The 18148-nt window shown below is 59.6% G+C and carries 20 protein-coding genes; 9 read left to right on the top strand and 11 right to left on the bottom strand.

The window, feature by feature from the left end; translation table 11 throughout:
• Positions 1 to 27: 27 nt before the first annotated feature.
• Positions 28 to 738: a pentapeptide repeat-containing protein gene (locus tag QA644_RS07720; RefSeq protein WP_074067976.1), complete on the bottom strand. Its 711-nt coding sequence runs from the start codon at positions 736 to 738 to the stop codon at positions 28 to 30.
• 142 nt (positions 739 to 880) lie between these two features.
• Positions 881 to 1720 carry a cell envelope integrity EipB family protein gene (locus tag QA644_RS07715; protein WP_194729636.1) on the bottom strand — a complete coding sequence of 280 codons (840 nt, stop codon included), beginning with the start codon at positions 1718 to 1720 and terminating at the stop codon, positions 881 to 883.
• A 137-nt stretch (positions 1721 to 1857) separates the two neighbouring features.
• On the opposite strand from QA644_RS07715, the gene QA644_RS07710 reads away from it, so the two are divergent.
• From QA644_RS07710 to QA644_RS07695, 4 genes are all read left to right on the top strand, one after another.
• Positions 1858 to 2328, top strand: coding sequence for a RidA family protein (locus tag QA644_RS07710; protein ID WP_283071792.1), 471 nt, complete (start codon positions 1858 to 1860; stop codon positions 2326 to 2328).
• Complete coding sequence (locus tag QA644_RS07705; RefSeq protein ID WP_194729634.1) at positions 2325 to 3044, top strand: glycerophosphodiester phosphodiesterase; 720 nt, start codon at positions 2325 to 2327, stop codon at positions 3042 to 3044. Before QA644_RS07710 ends, QA644_RS07705 begins: the two co-directional genes overlap by 4 nt.
• Before the next feature lie 78 nt (positions 3045 to 3122).
• Positions 3123 to 4313 carry a GNAT family N-acetyltransferase gene (locus tag QA644_RS07700; RefSeq protein WP_283071790.1) on the top strand — a complete coding sequence of 397 codons (1191 nt, stop codon included), beginning with the start codon at positions 3123 to 3125 and terminating at the stop codon, positions 4311 to 4313.
• Between the two features lie 53 nt (positions 4314 to 4366).
• Entirely contained in the window at positions 4367 to 4798 is a 432-nt protein-coding gene (locus QA644_RS07695; RefSeq protein ID WP_283071788.1) for an HIT family protein, read from the top strand.
• 135 nt (positions 4799 to 4933) lie between these two features.
• Here QA644_RS07695 and QA644_RS07690 read toward each other — a convergent pair whose 3' ends face one another.
• From QA644_RS07690 to QA644_RS07655, 8 genes are all read right to left on the bottom strand, one after another.
• Positions 4934 to 5128 (bottom strand): hypothetical protein, encoded by a 195-nt coding sequence (locus QA644_RS07690; protein WP_283071786.1) that lies wholly within the window; start codon positions 5126 to 5128, stop codon positions 4934 to 4936.
• A gap of 18 nt (positions 5129 to 5146) precedes the next feature.
• Positions 5147 to 7633 carry an ATP-dependent Clp protease ATP-binding subunit ClpA gene (gene clpA / locus QA644_RS07685; protein WP_074067965.1) on the bottom strand — a complete coding sequence of 829 codons (2487 nt, stop codon included), beginning with the start codon at positions 7631 to 7633 and terminating at the stop codon, positions 5147 to 5149.
• Between the two features lie 10 nt (positions 7634 to 7643).
• Positions 7644 to 7997 (bottom strand): ATP-dependent Clp protease adapter ClpS, encoded by a 354-nt coding sequence (gene clpS, locus QA644_RS07680; protein WP_027509391.1) that lies wholly within the window; start codon positions 7995 to 7997, stop codon positions 7644 to 7646.
• A gap of 260 nt (positions 7998 to 8257) precedes the next feature.
• Positions 8258 to 8626, bottom strand: a complete 369-nt coding sequence (locus QA644_RS07675; RefSeq protein ID WP_039844789.1) for a phasin family protein — start codon at positions 8624 to 8626, stop codon at positions 8258 to 8260.
• Positions 8627 to 8878: 252 nt separating this feature from the next.
• The gene (locus QA644_RS07670; RefSeq protein WP_283071784.1) at positions 8879 to 9289 is read right to left on the bottom strand and encodes a DUF3597 domain-containing protein; all 411 of its coding nucleotides are present in this window, start codon (positions 9287 to 9289) and stop codon (positions 8879 to 8881) included.
• Between the two features lie 159 nt (positions 9290 to 9448).
• On the bottom strand, positions 9449 to 9652 hold the full coding sequence (locus tag QA644_RS07665) for a DUF3126 family protein (protein ID WP_283071782.1): 204 nt from the start codon (positions 9650 to 9652) through the stop codon (positions 9449 to 9451).
• 136 nt (positions 9653 to 9788) lie between these two features.
• Entirely contained in the window at positions 9789 to 10619 is an 831-nt protein-coding gene (cysE, locus tag QA644_RS07660; protein WP_039844787.1) for a serine O-acetyltransferase, read from the bottom strand.
• Positions 10620 to 10745: 126 nt separating this feature from the next.
• On the bottom strand, positions 10746 to 11531 hold the full coding sequence (locus QA644_RS07655; protein ID WP_283071780.1) for an alpha/beta hydrolase: 786 nt from the start codon (positions 11529 to 11531) through the stop codon (positions 10746 to 10748).
• Between the two features lie 156 nt (positions 11532 to 11687).
• On the opposite strand from QA644_RS07655, the gene QA644_RS07650 reads away from it, so the two are divergent.
• Together QA644_RS07650 and QA644_RS07645 are read left to right on the top strand one after the other, a co-directional pair.
• Positions 11688 to 11933: a zinc-finger domain-containing protein gene (locus QA644_RS07650; protein WP_283071778.1), complete on the top strand. Its 246-nt coding sequence runs from the start codon at positions 11688 to 11690 to the stop codon at positions 11931 to 11933.
• Positions 11934 to 11956: 23 nt separating this feature from the next.
• Positions 11957 to 13105 (top strand): FAD-dependent monooxygenase, encoded by a 1149-nt coding sequence (locus QA644_RS07645; RefSeq protein ID WP_283071776.1) that lies wholly within the window; start codon positions 11957 to 11959, stop codon positions 13103 to 13105.
• Here QA644_RS07645 and QA644_RS07640 read toward each other — a convergent pair whose 3' ends face one another.
• Positions 13106 to 14296, bottom strand: a complete 1191-nt coding sequence (locus QA644_RS07640; RefSeq protein WP_283071774.1) for a cystathionine beta-lyase — start codon at positions 14294 to 14296, stop codon at positions 13106 to 13108.
• 367 nt (positions 14297 to 14663) lie between these two features.
• Between QA644_RS07640 and QA644_RS07635 the strand changes: the two genes are divergently transcribed.
• The 3 genes from QA644_RS07635 (at position 14664) to QA644_RS07625 (ending at position 18145) form a co-directional block, all read left to right on the top strand.
• Positions 14664 to 15689, top strand: coding sequence for an amino acid ABC transporter substrate-binding protein (locus QA644_RS07635; protein WP_283071772.1), 1026 nt, complete (start codon positions 14664 to 14666; stop codon positions 15687 to 15689).
• A gap of 97 nt (positions 15690 to 15786) precedes the next feature.
• On the top strand, positions 15787 to 16989 hold the full coding sequence (locus QA644_RS07630) for an amino acid ABC transporter permease (RefSeq protein WP_074067955.1): 1203 nt from the start codon (positions 15787 to 15789) through the stop codon (positions 16987 to 16989).
• Between the two features lies 1 nt (position 16990).
• The gene (locus tag QA644_RS07625) at positions 16991 to 18145 is read left to right on the top strand and encodes an amino acid ABC transporter permease (RefSeq protein ID WP_283071770.1); all 1155 of its coding nucleotides are present in this window, start codon (positions 16991 to 16993) and stop codon (positions 18143 to 18145) included.
• Positions 18146 to 18148: the final 3 nt, after the last annotated feature.

Genomic DNA, 18148 nt, shown 5'->3' with positions numbered 1-18148 from the left:
TTTCATTGCCACCGTTTGCGCGCTCACTCAGTCCGTTGCGCAGGGCCAGTTCTTCGGTATCGTAAGACCGGAAGGAAGCTTGGTCGACGTATCGCCGCAGGCCAGTTCGATCTGCGACTGCTGAAGCCCGGTTGCTGCGGAGAGATCGAGCCCCTCTATTCTCGTCAGGAACATGAAGGCGCGATCGAAATCGATCGAACCTTCGAAGCTCGCGCCGCTGAGATCGGCGCGGGAGAGATTGGCAAGCGCAAACCTGGCTCCGGTCAATACGGCCGTTTCAAAAGTCGCGCGCCCGAGCTCGGCCTTTTCGAAGTTCGCACCTGAAAGCTGTGCGCCAGTGAAATCCGCGCGCTGCAGCTCAGCGCTGATGAAGGAAGCGCGCTGCGCCGACGCATTCTGGAACACGACCCGGTAGGCTTCGATCTTGTCGAATCTGGCCTCGTCGGCCTTTGCACCTTCAAGCCAAGCCCGTATCAGGGTCGCTTTCTCGAGGTTTGCCGCGGCAAGGTTCGCATTCTTGAGGCTGGTCTGCGACAGATCCGTGCCTGCGAGACTGGCTTTTTCGAAGTCGCTGCCTTCAAGCATCAGGTTCTTCTTGGTGCATTCGCTCCAGTCAACGCCTGCGTTAGGCGTGTCGTGGCAATCGGCCGCCATCACATGACCGCCCGATACCGCGGCTGCAGCAGCAAGCAGCGCCACCGCAAGACCTGAACGTGCAATCCGTGACAAGTTCTTCATATCCCACCCCTATCGGCCCCGCCCCGTCAACGGCGGCAGGCCCGGGCAGGACAACGTCCGTCCTGCACTTCTATTATGCACCAGAAAAAGAGAAATAGGGCATAACACGTTGTCTAAGATGCGCCTCCATGCCGCCAGCGGTTCACTTGCAGGTGTCGGCCTTGTTATCCAGCATTTCCAGCTTCGCGAGCCTGCCGGTCAGAACGAAATCACCATAATCCATGGTGAGATCGCGCGTAATGCCGTTCTCATAAAGCTTGAATGACATGCGATAGACCGGTAGCGCGTCTGATTTCGTATTCTCGTTGAAATAGGAGATCGTCACCGGCCAGACGGCCGTCTTGGAAAACGCGCCGGCATTGCCCGCATCCGCCTCGTCACCGGCAACCGGCGTAATCTGCTTGCCGACCACGGTCGTCGTCGCCAGGGGCTTGTCCCCATCGTCCGAGCCATCGAAGACGCGGGCTTCAAAGAAACGCCTGCCCGCCTTGGCATTCTCGATCACGTCGAGCATGTGCTCGGTCGGGAAGCGGCTTTCGGCAAGCTGCAGTTCCTTGCTTTGAGGGCGGGTCAGATCGACTGTCACGCCGTCCGGCTTGTCGTTTGCCTCGCCGTTGACTTCCTTGTCGAGCTGATCGTCCGTGAAAGACTTCGTTTCGAAGGTGAAGCGGCGGTCCTTCACGTTTTCGAAGGTCTTCGTCTGCTGGTCGCTGACGCGGGTGCTGTCGCCGGTGTTGATCTGCGTCACGAAGCGGAAATTGGTGGTGAAGCCGTCGCAATAATTGCCGTTGAATTCGTAGACCATCCGGCCGTACATGCCGGCGATGCCAGAGCGCTCGGTCGCGTCCTTCAGTTCGAGATCGTAGATCGCCCGGTGGGCGACAAGACCGGAGGCGATCGCAGCGCCGGAGGCAGGCGCGGCCGCCCAGGCACCTGTTGCGACGCCGGCAAGAAGAAGGGCGGCAAGACTCGGTCGGAACATCCATTATCTCCTGTTGGACTCGGCCGCGATGTTATAAGAACGCTTTCGGCCAAATCGAGGCTCGAAACCGTCATACGCAAGATTCTAGTCCCGATGCATAATTTTTTGAAGAACTGAAACAAAAAGCGGAGACGAAAATGTCGATTGAAATCGCGGCCCGCCTGACGGAAATGGGGATAACTCTGCCGGAAGCCGCCGCACCCGCTGCCAATTATGTTCCCTATGTGATCAGCGGCAACCTTCTCTATATTTCCGGCCAGCTTCCGCTCGAAGGCGGCAAGGTCGCCGTGAGCGGCCATCTTGGCAGGAATGTCGACGTTCCCGCAGGCCAGCGCGGCGCTGAGCTTTGCGCCATCAACATTCTCGCTCAGGCGAAGGCTGCGCTCGGCGGCGATCTCGGCCGCATCAAGCGCGTCATCAAGCTCAACGGCTTCGTCGCCTCTACCCCGGAATTCGTCGAACAGCATCTTGTCATCAACGGTGCATCAAACCTGATCGCCAGCGTCCTCGGCGGGGCCGGAAAGCATGCCCGTGCCGCCGTCGGCATGGCGGCGCTGCCGCTCAACGCCGCCGTCGAAATCGATGCCATCATGGAAATTGCGTCATGACCTCCGCCGCCTGGATCAAGGAACTGCCGGTCGCCCATCGCGGCTACCACGACACCAACAAGCTCGTCTGGGAAAATACGCTCACCGCCTTTGCCCGCGCCGTCGAAGCCGGCTTCGCGATCGAATGCGATCTCCATTATGCCTCCGATAGCGTGCCGGTCATCTTTCATGACGAGAACCTCGAACGTCTCTGTAGCATAAAGGGCGATATCCGCGAGCGCACCTCCAGGGAACTCGGCCTGCTGTCCGTCGGCGGCACGACCGACAAGATCCCGACGCTCAGGCAATTGCTCGATCTCGTGAAGGGCAAGGTTCCGCTCGTCCTCGAACTGAAGGGCCGCGAGGCGGATGACGAGGGCTTTGCCGAAGCGGTGGTCGAAGTGCTGGAAGGCTATGACGGCAAGGTCGCGCTCATGAGCTTCGACCATTGGCTGCTGCGCGACCTCAAAGCCTTGAACGCGCCCTACCCGCTCGGCCTTACCGCCGGCGGCAACAAGCCGGAAGAATTCGCCAACCACGAACGGGCCATGGAAATCGGCCTCGATTTCATCTCCTATTTCTTCGCCGATCTGCCGAATGCCTTCATCACCGGCCAGCGCGCGAAGGGCATCCCGGTCATCACCTGGACGGTCCGCGACGAGAAGGCGCGCAAGCACACCGTCGAGAATGCCGATCAGATGACGTTCGAAGGTTTCGATCCCCGCGGTTCGGTTTGACGCTCGCTTTTTGGACAAGATCGTGCGCAGACTGAAGGGGAGCCAATATCCTCCTCCCAAGGGCCTCGCATTTGCTCCATGACAGACGAACTATCGATCCGCGTCGAACGGTCCTTCACCGCGATTTCCCCGGAGAGCTGGTCCCGGCTTTCCGGAACGTCCAAGGAAGGCAAGGCGCTCGCCTATAACCCCTTCCTGTCGCACGCCTTCCTCTCCGCGCTCGAAGAGTCAGGCTCTGCCACCGCGCAAACCGGCTGGCTCGGCCATCATCTGCTGCTTGAGACGGACAGGGGCGAGCTGATCGGCGCTCTGCCCGCTTATCTGAAGAATCACAGCCAGGGCGAATACGTCTTCGACCACGGCTGGGCAGATGCTTTCGAGCGCGCGGGCGGGCGCTATTATCCGAAGCTGCAATGTTCGATCCCGTTCACGCCGGCGACCGGTCCGCGCATGCTCGTTGCCGAGGGCCTTGAACGGCGGCCGATCCAGAACGCCGTTGCCGACGGCCTGAAGGAAGTCGTCCGTCGCCTCGGCGTCTCATCGGCGCACGTCACATTCGTGCCTGAAGACGAGATCGGCGTCTTCGAGACCGACGGCTACCTGCACCGGACCGACCAGCAGTTCCATTTCATCAACGAGGGCTATGCCAATCACGAGGAATTCCTCGAAACGCTGGCCTCGCGCAAGCGCAAGGCGCTGCGCAAGGAGCGCCGCACGGCGCTCGAAAACGGCATTAGTATCGACTGGCTGACCGGCAGCGATCTCACCGAGCGCATCTGGGACCAGTTCTTCGCTTTCTACATGGATACCGGCGGCCGCAAATGGGGGCGGCCATACCTGACCCGCAAGTTCTATTCGCTGATCGGCGAGCGTATGCCCGAAGATGTCCTGCTGGTGATGGCCAAGCGCAACGGCCGCTATATCGCGGGCGCCATCAACTTTATCGGCGGCGATACGCTCTACGGCCGCCACTGGGGCTGCGTCGAAGACCATCCCTTCCTGCATTTCGAGGTCTGTTATCATCAGGCGATCGACTTCGCGCTCGCCAAGGGCCTGAAGCGCGTCGAGGCGGGCGCGCAGGGCGAGCATAAGCTCGCGCGCGGTTACCTGCCGGTGACAACACATTCGGCGCACTATGTCGCCCATGCCGGCCTGCGTCGCGCGATTGCCGACTATCTGGAACGCGAACGCGAGGACGTCGAGCACATGAACGAGATCCTCGCCGAGCACAGTCCGTTCCGCAAAGGCGAGCGGCAGCAGGAGGATTGACGCTCGCGCCTTTGCTGCGCTACCCGATCACCGGAGAACGAGGAGATTTCGAGATGACCAGCGCCGCTTACGATGACAGCAATATCTTCGCCAAGATCCTGCGCGGCGAGATCCCGTCGCACCGCATCTACGAGGACGAGCATACGGTAGCCTTCATGGACGTCATGCCGCAGGCCCCCGGCCATGTCCTGGTCATGCCGAAGGCGCCGTCGCGCAATATTTTCGATGCCGACCCCACGGTCCTCGCGCAGACGATTCCCGTCGTCCAGAAGATCGCGAAGGCCGTGAAAGAGGCTTTCGATGCCGACGGTGTCCTGGTCTGCCAATTCAACGAACCGGCCGCCGGCCAGAGCGTCTTCCACTTGCACTTCCACGTCATCCCGCGCCACGAGGGCGTTGCCCTCAAGCCGCATTCCGGCAAAATGGAGGATGGCGGCGTGCTTGCCGCGAATGCCGAAAAGATAAAGGGTGAGCTTGGGAACTAGTTTCAGGACCTATTAATTTGCAGAGCCCGTCGAATGACTGCGGCGAGCCCAGCCTTGACCGTTCCGAACTTCGAGCAGCTGAGATCGGTCAAGATCGGCGTACACGTGTCAGAAAGGAAAGGCTCTTCAGCCTTATCAGTCAGTCCGGTGGAGATACACGTAGGTTTCCCGCCTGTCGATTTTCGGCGGGTTCGCGACCTCCCGCCAGGGGTCCAGAGGCCGCTGATCGCGCCAAAGCTCAAAGATGTTGACACGCTCAGTTGGAGCGGCCTTGCGCCCCTGAAAAAAACCTAGAAAAATCAAAGGCCGCATCGCTGCGGCCTTCTTCATTCACGTCACGGCGACGGACTATTTCCTCCGCGGTACCTTCGGCACTGCGCTCGCCTTCTTCGGTGCGTCCCTGACCTCAGCCTTCGCCTTCTTCACCGCCGTCTTCTTGGCTTTTGCCTTCGTCTTCAGCTCGCCGTCATCCTCGTCGTCGGTTTCCGGATGAACGGTTTCGGCTTCCGGCTTCGGCTTGATCGGCGCGGATTCGGGGATCGCTTCGAGGATGATACCGGGCTTGCCGTCTTCCTTCGGGCCGACCGTGACGTTCACGACGCCGCCCTTCTTCAGCTTGCCGAAGAGGATTTCGTTCGCCAGCGGCTTCTTGATCGCATCCTGAATGACGCGGGCAAGCGGGCGGGCTCCCATCTTCTCGTCGTAACCCTTTTCCGCAAGCCAGTCGATCGCTTCCTCCTGCAGGTCGAAAGTGACGTTGCGTTCAGAAAGCTGAGCCTCCAGCTGCATGATGAACTTCTGCACGACCTTGTGGATGACGGCCGTAGGCAGTGACGCGAAGGGAATGATCGCGTCGAGACGGTTGCGGAATTCCGGCGTGAACAGGCGGGTCAGCGCCTCCTCATCCTCGCCGGTGCGCTTGGACGAACCGAAGCCGATTGCGGCCTTGGCCATTTCCGACGCGCCCGCATTGGTCGTCATGATCAAGATGACGTTGCGGAAGTCGATCTTCTTGCCGTTATGGTCGGTCAGCGCGCCGTGGTCCATGACCTGCAGCAGGATATTGTAGATATCCGGATGCGCCTTCTCGATCTCGTCGAGAAGGACCACGCAATGCGGATGCTGGTCGACGCCGTCGGTCAAAAGCCCACCCTGGTCGAAGCCAACATAGCCGGGAGGTGCGCCGAGCAGGCGAGAAACCGTGTGCCGTTCCATATATTCCGACATGTCGAAGCGCAGCATCTCGACGCCAAGCGACGATGCGAGCTGCTTGGCCACTTCCGTCTTGCCGACGCCGGTCGGGCCGGAGAAGACGTAGGCGCCGATCGGCTTGTTCGGCTCGCGGAGCCCGGCACGCGCCAGCTTGATCGAGGTCGAAAGGGCTTCGATTGCCGTATCCTGGCCGTAGACCACCGAGCGCAGTTCCTGCTCCAGGTTGGCGAGAACGGCTTCGTCGTCCTTCGAAACGCTCTTTGGCGGAATGCGGGCCATCGTCGCGACCGTCGCCTCGATCTCCTTTTCGGTAATCAGCTTGCGGCGCCTGGATGGCGGCAGCAGCATCTGAGCGGCACCCGTTTCATCGATGACGTCGATCGCCTTGTCAGGCAGCTTGCGGTCGGAGATATAGCGGGCCGACAGCTCGACCGCCGACTTGATGGCGTCGTTCGAGTAGCGCAGGTGGTGGTACTCTTCGAAATAAGGCTTCAGGCCCTTCATGATTTCGATCGCATCATCGATCGACGGCTCGTTGACATCGATCTTCTGGAAACGGCGAACCAAAGCCCGGTCCTTCTCGAAGAACTGGCGGTATTCCTTGTAGGTCGTCGAACCGATGCAGCGGATCGCGCCGGACGAAAGCGCCGGCTTCAGAAGGTTCGATGCATCCATCGCGCCGCCAGAGGTGGCGCCCGCACCAATGACGGTATGGATTTCGTCGATGAAGAGCACGGCCCCCGGATATTCTTCGAGTTCCTTGACGACCTGCTTCAGGCGCTCTTCAAAATCGCCACGGTAACGCGTGCCGGCAAGCAGCGTGCCCATGTCCAGCGAGAAGATGGTGGCGTCGGCGAGCGCTTCCGGCACCTTGCCTTCGACGATGCGCTTGGCGAGGCCCTCGGCAATCGCCGTCTTCCCGACGCCCGGATCGCCCACATAAAGCGGGTTGTTCTTGGAGCGGCGGCACAGCACCTGGATCGTACGGCTGACTTCCGAGTTACGGCCGATCAACGGATCGATCTTACCGCTCTTGGCCTTCTCGTTGAGATTGACGCAATAGGCCTTCAGAGCATCCTGCTGCTTCTTGGCGCCGCCTTCATCCTCACCGCCGCGCGATGCAGTCGGCTTGCTTTCCGCTTCCTCGTCGGCGCCCCGCGGCGTGCGCACTTCCGAAGAGCCCGGGCGCTTGCCGATTCCGTGGGAGATGTAGTTGACCGCGTCGTATCGGGTCATTTCCTGCTCCTGCAGGAAATAGGCCGCGTGGCTTTCGCGCTCGGCAAAGATCGCGACAAGGACATTCGCCCCCGTCACTTCTTCGCGGCCGGACGATTGCACATGGATCACGGCACGCTGGATGACGCGCTGGAAGCCGGAGGTTGGCTTGGAGTCCTCGTCATATCCGGTGACCAGATTGGAAAGTTCGTTGTCGACGTATTCGATCAGCGTCTTGCGCAGCGCGTCGAGGTCGACATTGCATGCACCCATGACAGCTGCCGCATCGGCATCGTCGATCAAGGCGAGCAGCAGATGCTCGAGCGTCGCATATTCGTGATGCCGCTCGTTGGCAAAGGTCAGTGCCTGATGGAGCGCCTTCTCAAGACTAGGCGAAAATGTTGGCACGTTGAGATCCTCACTTCTTTTCCATGACGCACTGCAGCGGATGCTGGTGCTGACGGGCGAAGTCCATCACCTGGCTTACCTTCGTCTCCGCTACCTCGTATGTAAATATCCCGCATTCGCCGACGCCGTGGTTATGGACATGAAGCATGATGCGGGTGGCACTTTCACGATCCTTCTGAAAAAAACGCTCCAGAATGTGGATGACGAATTCCATGGGAGTGTAGTCGTCATTCAGGATGAGCACGCGGTAGAGATTGGGCTTCTTGGTCTTCGGCTTTGTGCGTGTGATGACCGAGGTTCCGCGATTTCCGTTGTCCCCGTTCCTTTCGCTGTCGTTCTGCATCCGGATCGGCTTTGCGATCATTGTCATTCATTCCTCGGTCTATCCGGTGGTGCATGGGAGGCTGCTTTACCCGCCGGATATCTGAAACACTAACTTAGTTCATAATAGAGCGATTTTAAGCCCCTTGTTTGCGACTGCAATCACAATTCCGCAGGACTCGACGCAAAGACTAAAAAAGTCCCATTCGAATTCTTGAAGGGCTTCTGGAAACAAAAAAAGACCGGCCGCAGATGCGTTGCCGGTCTTCGTTTTTCAAGGGTGCGCTGTTCGCACCATCGCATTTAGGCAGCTGCGGGCGTCACCTGAGGAGCCTTGGGCGACTTCGCGGACGGAGCCGATACTGGCGGTTCGTAAGGCTTATAGGCGCCCTTGGCGAGATCGGCGTACATTTCCCCCATCTTCGTCGCCTCGGCGATAAAATTCTCGTAGGAAGACTTGATGAAGCCGGTCTGCAATTCGAAGACCGTTTCGAAGCTTCGGGCGCCCGAGAGCGTCTCGAAATGATTGACGGCGTCCTGGAAGGATTTCTTGGAATATTCGGCAGCTTCGGTGGCGATCGCCTGGACGCCCTTGGCCGTGTCGGAATAGCTCTTCAGCATCGTGTCCATGGCTTCCTTGCTCTTCCGGCTCGTGTCGTCGAAGTTGAACATGTTCGTCTCCTCCTTTTGTGGTACTGGCTGTTGCAAAAGGTAGCTGCGTCGCACAAATAGTCAAGCGATTTTGTGCGTTGCACAACTACCGGGGATTGCATGACGCTGCTCTAAAGCGCCTTGAAAAAAGAGCAACGTACGTCGCCGATTGATTTTCAAAACATATATCAGGGGTCCACAACCTGAGGCTTCATACTGAGGCTTCATAAAAAATCTCGCGAAGCCACAATCTTGAGGTCGGCAAAGGGTGTCTCAATCCATCAGATCTGCGGGAACCTTGCCGCCATTTTCGGACAGCTTCTTCATGAGCGCCTTGTGAAGAAACATGTTCATTTTGGCGGAATCGCCTGTGTCTCCCGAATATCCGAGCTCCGCGGCAAGTTCCTTGCGCTCGGAAAGGCTCGCATCCATACCGACCGCTTTCATCAGGTCGACGATCGAGTGCCGCCAATCCAGCTTCTGTCCGCTCTTTTTGACGGCAGCATCGAGAATCGGAACGATATCAACCGTCGTGGGCGCGGTCGTTGGGGTTACGGATGGTGCTGCCGATGGCGCGGACTGCCTCTGCGCAGGTTCCATTTTCGGCGCGGCCGCCTCGGTCACCGGTGCTGCCTGCGCTTCGCCGCCGAAAATCGCGTTCTTGATTTTATCGAAAATACCCACGTCTCATCCTCCAATTTAGTTCGGTTGCATTCGCAGAAACTAAAATGGGGCGGAGGACGAACTCATCCAGCGCGGATGGCTAAATTGTTGCCGAGCAGGCTGCCGACGAGCCGATGCCGTCCGGCAAGGCAAGCCGCAATGATGCGGCCCGCCCTAGGATCAGAGATCGACGTCGAGGATCGCCATCGAAAAGTTGTAGGAACGATCGCCGTCTTCGTCGTCGACATAGACGATACCCAGGAATTCTTCGCCGAGATAAACTTCCGCGGAATCATCCTTGCGCGGGCGCGCCTTGACGACGATCTGCGGATTGAGCGTCTTCTTGAAATAGGCGTCGAGCTTCTTGAGTTCTTCAGGCTTCACACTTGGTCTCCTAGCGGTCTTCGTTGGCCGCTTCTTGCACAGGAAAAGCGGAGCTGTAAAGGTTGCCGCGGCATATCTGCCCCGGCTTTCCCCTCAGGATTTCGCCAGCTTTTCCGTTCTGACAAATATAATCGGATCAGATATCGGCGCCGATCACCTGGTCCATGATGCGCGACGGTTCCGAACACCCGGCCTCTCCGACCACCTTCGCCGGCACGCCAGCAACGGTCGTCTTGGGCGGGACGGCCTTTAGAACGACCGAGCCGGCCGCCACACGCGAGCAATAGCCGATCTGGATATTGCCGAGAATCTTCGCGCCCGCCCCGATAAGCACGCCGCTGCCGATCTTCGGATGACGGTCAGCACCCTCCTTGCCCGTGCCGCCAAGCGTGACGCCATGCAGGATCGAGACGTTGTCGCCGATTACCGCCGTTTCGCCGACGACGAGGCCGGTCGCGTGATCGAGGAAGATTCCCCGGCCGATGCGCGCTGCCGGATTGATGTCCGTCTGGAAGACGCTGGACGACCGGCTCTGCAGATAGAGCGCCAGATCCCGGCGCCCGTGATTGAGGAGCCAGTGGGCCAGGCGATGCGTCTGCAGCGCATGGAATCCCTTGAAATACAGCACCGCCTCCATGAAGCGCAGGCATGCCGGGTCGCGGTCGTAGACGGCCTGAATATCGACCCGCAGGATATCGCTCCATTCCGGCCAGTCTTCGAGCATTCCGTCGAAGACTTGGCGAAGCAGCGTCGCCTGCATGTCGGGATGGTCGAGGCGTTCGCAGATACGATGAATGACGCATTCTTCCAGCGAACGGTGGTTGATCACCGTCGAATAAAGGAAAGCCGCCAGCACCGGATCCTTCTCGGCAGCAACACGCGCTTCTTCGCGCAGGCTGTCCCAGATCGGATCCATGACCTTCAGCGGGTTTGGTGCCTCAAAACGAACGTCAGTCTTCGCGACCATTCCAGGTCTCCTCGTTTCCGTCGGAACAACATTATATAGGGCATAATGCCCAGAACATAAATGGGTGCCGGTCCTATGCTTTTTTAGGATGATTTTTCGGTAATCATGGCACTCTGAGACGGACTGTCACCGCCCGGCGACTCTCTCATAGAACTCTAGAACCGCCTTCTTGAATACCTTGTCTCCAACCGCCAACATATGGTCGCGGCCCGGAATGTCCAGCGCCTCGGCATGCGGCATCAAGCCCGCCAATTGCTCTGCCGAACCTGCAATATCGTCTTTTGTTCCAACGCCGATCAAAGTCGGCGCATCGATCCTGCCCATGTCGGCCCGCGCCACGAGATCGCGCGATCCCCGGATGCAGGAAGCGAGCGCCTGCCGGTCGCTCCTGGTCTGCTCAGCGAAGGCGCGGAACATGCGCCCGCGGGCATGCGTGACGTCGTCCAGCGAGGGCGCGAGCAGCGCATCGGCAATCGGATCCCAATCGCCGACGCCATCCGTCATCCCGATGCCAAGGCCGCCGAGCACCAGCGAACGCACGCGATGCGGATGGGCAAGCGCCGTGAAGACCGAAATCCGCGCGCCCATCGAGTAGCCCATGACATTGGCTTCCGGAATGCCTAGATGGTCGAGAAGCGCCACGGCATCTTCCGCCATGATCCACGGCCGGTAGGCTTCGGCATCGTGCGGTTTGTCGCTTTTCCCGTGGCCGCGATTATCCATCGCGATCACCCGATAGCCTGCATCGCCCAGCGTCTTCACCCAGCCAGGATGCACCCAGTTGACGTTGGCGGTCGAAGCAAAACCATGAATGAGCAGCACCGGTGGGCCGTTGGGATCCCCTTCGTCGAAAAAGACAAGTTTCAGGCCGCCGTGGGTGAAACTGGAAAATGCGGGCGTATTCAGATTCATAATGCCGTCCTTTTTGGCCGGACCATATTTTATCGAGCAGCGGAGGTGAACCCTCGCCGCGCCAAAAAACCATGTGCCGTGCGGCGCTTTGGCTCTACACATTTGAGGCGAAGGATTATAATGTCCGCGCACATTTCAAAGCATTCGGAGACAGACATGGCCGGCCACAACATTCCCCACTTCCAGAACGACGGCGGACACCGCGTGATCGAAGTCGGCGTGAAGGAGTTCATGTGCACCGGCGCATCCGTGCCCTTCGATCATCCGCACATCTTCATCGACATGGGCGACGACAACGAAAAGGTCTGCTCCTACTGTTCGACGCTTTATCGCTTCAACGGCGCGCTGAAGCCGACGCAGACGAACCCGGCCGGTTGCGTCTTCCACGTCAAGGCAGCGTAAATTCACTCAAGATCGGACATCAGATGCCGGTCGAACACGCCGCCATCATCGGCGCCGGAACTGCGGGCCTGACCGCGGCTCTGGCCCTGGCTAAACGCGGCATCAGTTCGGATATTTTCGAGCAGGCTGCCGCGCTTGCAGAGGTCGGCGCCGGCCTGCAAATCTCGCCGAACGCCTCGCGTATCCTCGCAAAACTCGGCGTCCTGCAGGACATCGAAAAAGTCTGGCTCGAGCCGCAATTCATTCGCCTTTTCTCCGGCGATACGCTCCGCCCGCTTGCGGCCGTTCCCGCAGGCGACTTCGCTCGCATCCGCTGGGGCGCTCCCTACGGCGTCGTGCACCGCGCGACGCTGCAGGGGGCGCTGCTTACGGCAGTCGAAGCAAACCCTCGTTGCACGATCCATCTCGGCCATCGGATCGCCTCGGGCGCACTTCCTGAAACCACCCGCCGGCCGGATGTAATCATCGGTGCCGACGGCGTCTGGTCGACGCTGCGGCAGTCGATCAAGGGAAGTCCCTCGCCGCACTTTTCCGGCGACATAGCCTATCGCTTCACGATCGCCGGCAATTCCGCGCCGGCGTTCCTCGATCGCGCCAATGTCTCGGCATTCCTCGGGCCGTCGGCCCATCTCATCTGCTATCCGCTGAAGGAGACCGGCAGCCTCAATCTGGTCGCCATCACGGCCGGCAATGCTGCGCCGCAGGACTGGCGCAACGATCCGACGGAGCAGCAATTGAAGCAGCTCTCATCGCGCTTTTCCGGATGGAGTGCCGATATCAAATCGCTGTTCGGTGACGCCCGGATTACCTTCTGGCCGCTCTACGAGGCGACGGAGGGCAACTGGCAAAACGGAAGTGACACCGTCCTTATCGGCGACGCGGCTCACGCCATGACGCCTTTTGCGGCCCAAGGCGCGGCGATGGCAATCGAAGATTCCTACGAGCTCGCGGCGCTGCTTGCAGCCCATCCTGTAAAGGAAGCTCTGCTTCGCTTCGAACAACAGCGCGCGCCGCGCGTCGCAAAAATTCGCAAGCGCGGCGCCTTCAACCGCTTCGCTTATCATGCCCGCGGTCCGGTGCGCATCGGCCGCGATATCGTTCTTTTGCTGAAGGCGCCGCAAAGCCTCGCGGCGGATCTCGACTGGGTCTACGGCTACCGTCCGACCGACTGATCAGACGGCATTGGCGGCTGCAAAACCACGTTCGATATCGGCCTTGATGTCTACCACGTCTTCAAGACCGATCTGAAGCCGGATGACGGGCCCTTCCTGCGGCGCCTTGCGGATACGGCGATCATTGAGATTGACGTGGACTGCAAGGCTCTCGAAGCCGCCCCAGGAATAACCCAGGCCGAAGATCTGCAGTGCGTCGAGGAAAGCATGCGCCTTCGCCTTGAATTTCTCCGGCGCATCGGCTGCGAGCACGAAGGAGAAGATACCGCTCGCTCCCTTGAAATCACGCTTCCAGAGTTCGTGCGACGGGAAGCTCGACAGAGCCGGATGCAGGACGCGCGCGACTTCATCCCTGCCCTCAAGCCATTTGGCGATCGTCAGCGCGCTTTCATAGTGCCGCTCAAGCCGTACACCCATGGTGCGCAGGCCGCGCAGGATCTGGTAGGCGTCGTCCGGAGCGCCGCAAATGCCGAGCGTGATATTGGCTTCCTTCAACTGCTCCCAATGCGTGGCATTGGCCGAAACCGTGCCCATCAGGATGTCGGAGTGGCCGGAGGGATATTTTGTCGCGGCATGGATCGAAATATCGACGCCGAAGTCGAGCGGCCGGAAATAGACCGGGGTCGCCCAGGTATTGTCCATTGCAACGACCGCACCATGCTTGTGGCCGATTGCGGCAATTGCCGGAATGTCCTGCATTTCGAACGTATTCGACCCTGGCGCCTCGGTGTGCACCAGCTTCGTGTTCGGCTTGAAAAGCTGCTCGATGCCGGCGCCGATCGCCGGGTCGTAATATTCGACCTCGACGCCGAGACGCGTCAGCAGCGTGTCGCAGAAATGCCGCGTCGGCGTATAGACCGAATCGACGATGAGAACATGATCGCCGGACGAGAGAAATGCGAGCAACGGCACAGTAACGGCGGCAAGGCCCGTAGGAACCAGGATCGTTCCGGCAGACCCCTCAAGCGCATTGATCGCATTGCAGAGCGCATCCGTCGTCGGCGTCCCGCGGGTGCCGTAAGTATATTTCTGCGACCGCGTCTCCATCGTCCTGGCATTGGGGAAGAGCACCGTGGAGGCATGGACGACCGGTGGATTGACGAAACCGAAGTAGTCCGAAGGATCGTTGCCGACATGCGTCAGGCGCGTATTGATGCCCGCGTTCTGCAGTAAATTGTCTCTGTCTTTCATAATCTGGAATGGCCCTTGGCGGAATGATGCAAAGCTGCACTTCTGGACCCGCCCCGCGAAACGGTCAACCCCGGCGAAGACTACGCAAATTCCCCAGTTCGTTACTTTATCAGATATATCAGTGGATTACGCGACAATTTTCCGCAAAGGGCTGCCCATTTCCTGCTCAAATGCCTATCAGGGCGGCGCATTTTACCAAAATGCTAATTTCTGCCGCAATTGTGAACCGCGACACTTGACCGTGGTGATATTTGCGACTGTGATAGAACCGCTCGCGCCGGGAGGGTGTCGAGAATTGGGGGGCGAATGGTTTGCTTCAGCCGTCCCCTCCACAAAAACATAAGACAACAGATAAAGGTTGGGAAAAATGAAGATTAAGCTCCTGTCCGCCGCCGTCGGCTCAGCAGTTTTCGCCCTTGGCGCCTCGCCTGCCTCGGCAGCCACTCTCGCTGACGTGAAGGCAAAGGGTTTCGTCCAGTGCGGCGTCAACAGCGGCCTCGTCGGCTTTGCTCAGCCTGACGCGTCCGGCAACTGGGCCGGCTTCGACGTCGATTTCTGCAAGGCGGTCGCTTCAGCCGTGTTCGGCGATCCGACAAAGGTCAAGTATACGCCTCTTTCCGCGAAAGACCGCTTCCCGGCCCTGCAGTCCGGCGAAGTCGACGTCTTGTCGCGTAACACGACCTGGACGATCAACCGCGATACCGCTCTCGGCTTCAACTTCCGCGCGGTCACCTATTACGACGGTCAAGGCTTCATGGTTCGCAAGGGCCTGAACGTTAAGTCGGCTCTCGAGCTTTCCGGCGCTGCCGTCTGCGTTCAGGCTGGCACGACCACCGAACTCAACCTCGCCGACTACTTCAAGGCCAACAACCTTCAGTACAACCCGGTCGTTTTCGAAAAGCTCGAGGAAGTCAACGCCGCATACGACTCCGGCCGTTGCGATGTTTACACCACCGACCAGTCCGGCCTTTATTCTCTGCGTCTGACGCTGAAGAACCCCGACGAGCACATGATCCTTCCGGAGATCATCTCCAAGGAACCGCTCGGCCCGGCCGTTCGCCAGGGTGACGACCAGTGGTTCGATGTCGTCTCCTGGACGGCCTTCGCTCTGGTCAATGCTGAAGACTTCGGCATTACCCAGGCCAATGTCGACGAGATGAAGAACTCGCCGAACCCGGATATCAAGCGCTTCCTCGGTTCCGAAGCCGACACCAAGATCGGCACCGACCTCGGCCTCACCAACGATTGGGCGTATAATGTGATCAAAGGCGTCGGCAATTACGGCGAAGTCTTCGAGCGCAACATCGGTCAGGGCAGCCCGCTCAAGATCGAACGCGGCCTGAACGCTCTGTGGAGCAAGGGCGGCATCCAGTACGCGCCCCCGGTCCGCTGATCGCTGGCCTGGAATGAAATACCGGAAAGGCGGGCAACCGCCTTTCCCACGTCCAAGAAAAAAGCCCAAAACGGGCACATAGGGGAATTGGCTCGGCATGACGCAAGAGGCTCTGGGCACGACACCGTTGCCTAAAACCGGCGGGACCTTCCGGTCCGCCATGTATGATCCCAAATACCGGGGTATCTTTTATCAGGTTCTCACCGTCCTCGTGATCGCCGGGGTGGTCTGGTGGATTGTGGACAACACGATCGAGAATCTCGCACGCAGCAATACGGCCTCTGGTTTCGCCTTCCTCAGAGGACGCGCCGGCTTCGAGGTCGGCCAGTCGCTGATTTCCTACTCCAGTGACTCGACCTATGGCCGCGCCCTCCTCGTCGGCTTCTTGAATACCCTCCTGGTCGCGGTTACGGGTATCATCACCGCGACGATCATCGGCTTTATCGTCGGCATCGGGCGCCTGTCGCACAACTGGCTGATTGCCAAGCTGTGCACGGTCTATGTCGAAGTGTTCCGCAACATCCCGCCGCTGCTTGTCATCTTCTTCTGGTATTCCGGCGTTCTTGCCATTCTGCCCGCGGTCAGAGAATCGTATCACCTGCCCTTGAACATGTTCCTGAACAATCGCGGTCTGGCTTTTCCGAAGCCGATCTTCGAACCAGGCATGTGGGCGGTTCTGATCGCCTTTATCGTCGGCATCATCGCCGCCATTATAACCGCGCGCTGGGCGCATAAGCGCCAGGCCGCGACTGGCCAGCCGTTCCATACGATCTGGGCATCGATCGCACTGATCGCCGGCCTGCCGGTCCTTGCCTTCCTGGTGACCGGCCTGCCGATGTCATTCGACGTTCCGGTCGCCGGCAAGTTCAACCTGACGGGCGGCTCGGTCGTCGGCCCGGAATTCATGTCACTCTTCCTGGCGCTTTCCTTCTATACGGCAGCCTTCATTGCCGAGATCGTCCGCGCCGGCATTCGCGGCGTAGCCAAAGGACAGTCGGAGGCGGCAGGCGCACTCGGACTGCATCCTTCTGGCATCACCCGTCTTGTGGTGGTGCCGCAAGCCTTCCGCATCATCATTCCGCCGCTGACGAGCCAGTATCTGAACCTGACGAAGAACTCGTCGCTCGCCATTGCGATCGGCTTTGCGGACCTTGTCGCCGTCGGCGGAACGACCCTCAACCAGACCGGCCAGTCCATCGAAATCGTGCTGATCTGGATCGTCGTCTATCTCAGCCTCAGCATCCTCACGTCGCTGTTCATGAACTGGTTCAACGCCAAGATGGCACTGGTGGAGAGATAAGATGTCCGTTGCCAACACCCCCTTTGTCAGAACGGCGATCCTCACGGCTGAACCGCCGCCGCCCGGCGAACGCGGCGCTGTCGCCTGGGTCAGGCGCAACCTGCTTGCAACGCCCAAGGACATCCTGCTGACGGTGCTTGCGATCGCCGCCCTCGCCTGGGTCCTGCCGCAGATGATCGACTGGCTGTTCATCCAGGCCGTGTGGACGGGTACCGACCGCACCTTCTGTGCAACCGCGGTTCAAGGCGGCATTCAGCCCGATGGTTGGAGCGGCGCCTGCTGGGCCTTCGTCAATGCGAAATTGGATCAGTTCGTATTCGGCCGTTATCCGCTCGACGAGCGCTGGCGTCCGACGATCGTCTTCATCCTCTTTGCACTGCTGCTGATCCCGATGCTGATCCCGTCGGTACCGCGCAAAGGTCTGAACGCGATCCTGCTCTTCGCTGTGCTGCCGATCGTTTCGTTCTTCATGCTCTATGGCGGCTTCGGCCTTGAAGTCGTCGACACGCCGCTCTGGGGCGGCCTGCTCGTGACGCTGGTCGTTTCCTTCGTCGGCATGGCGGTCTCGCTGCCATTCGGCATCGTGCTGGCGCTTGGCCGGCGATCGACAATGCCCGTCGTGAAGATGGTCTGCGTCACTTTCATCGAAGTGATCCGCGGCATACCGCTGATTACGGTCCTCTTCATGGCAAGCGTCATGCTGCCCCTCTTCCTGCCGACCGGCTGGAATGTCGACAAACTGATGCGCGCGGTGATCGGCGTATCGATCTTCGCCTCCGCCTATATGGCAGAAGTCATTCGCGGCGGCCTGCAGGCGATCCCGAAGGGCCAGTATGAGGGAGCCGACTCACTCGGGCTCGGCTATTGGCAAAAGATGCGGCTCATCGTGCTGCCGCAGGCGATCAAGCTGGTCATCCCGGGCATCGTCAACACGTTCATCGGCATGTTCAAGGATACGTCGCTCGTTTCGATCATCAGCATGTTCGACCTGCTTGGTATCGTCCGCCTGAACTTCACCGACGCCAACTGGGCAAGCTCGGTCACGCCGCTGACAGGCCTCGTCTTTGCAGGCTTCGTCTTCTGGATCTTCTGCTTCGGCATGTCGCGCTATTCCGTGTTCATGGAACGCTACCTCGACACCGGCCACAAACGATAAGAA

The organism is Rhizobium sp. CC1099 (assembly GCF_029714385.1).
Taxonomy (GTDB): domain Bacteria; phylum Pseudomonadota; class Alphaproteobacteria; order Rhizobiales; family Rhizobiaceae; genus Rhizobium.
The sequence above is the reverse complement of the archived record's forward strand: the minus strand, read 5'-3'. Positions and strand labels throughout refer to the sequence as shown.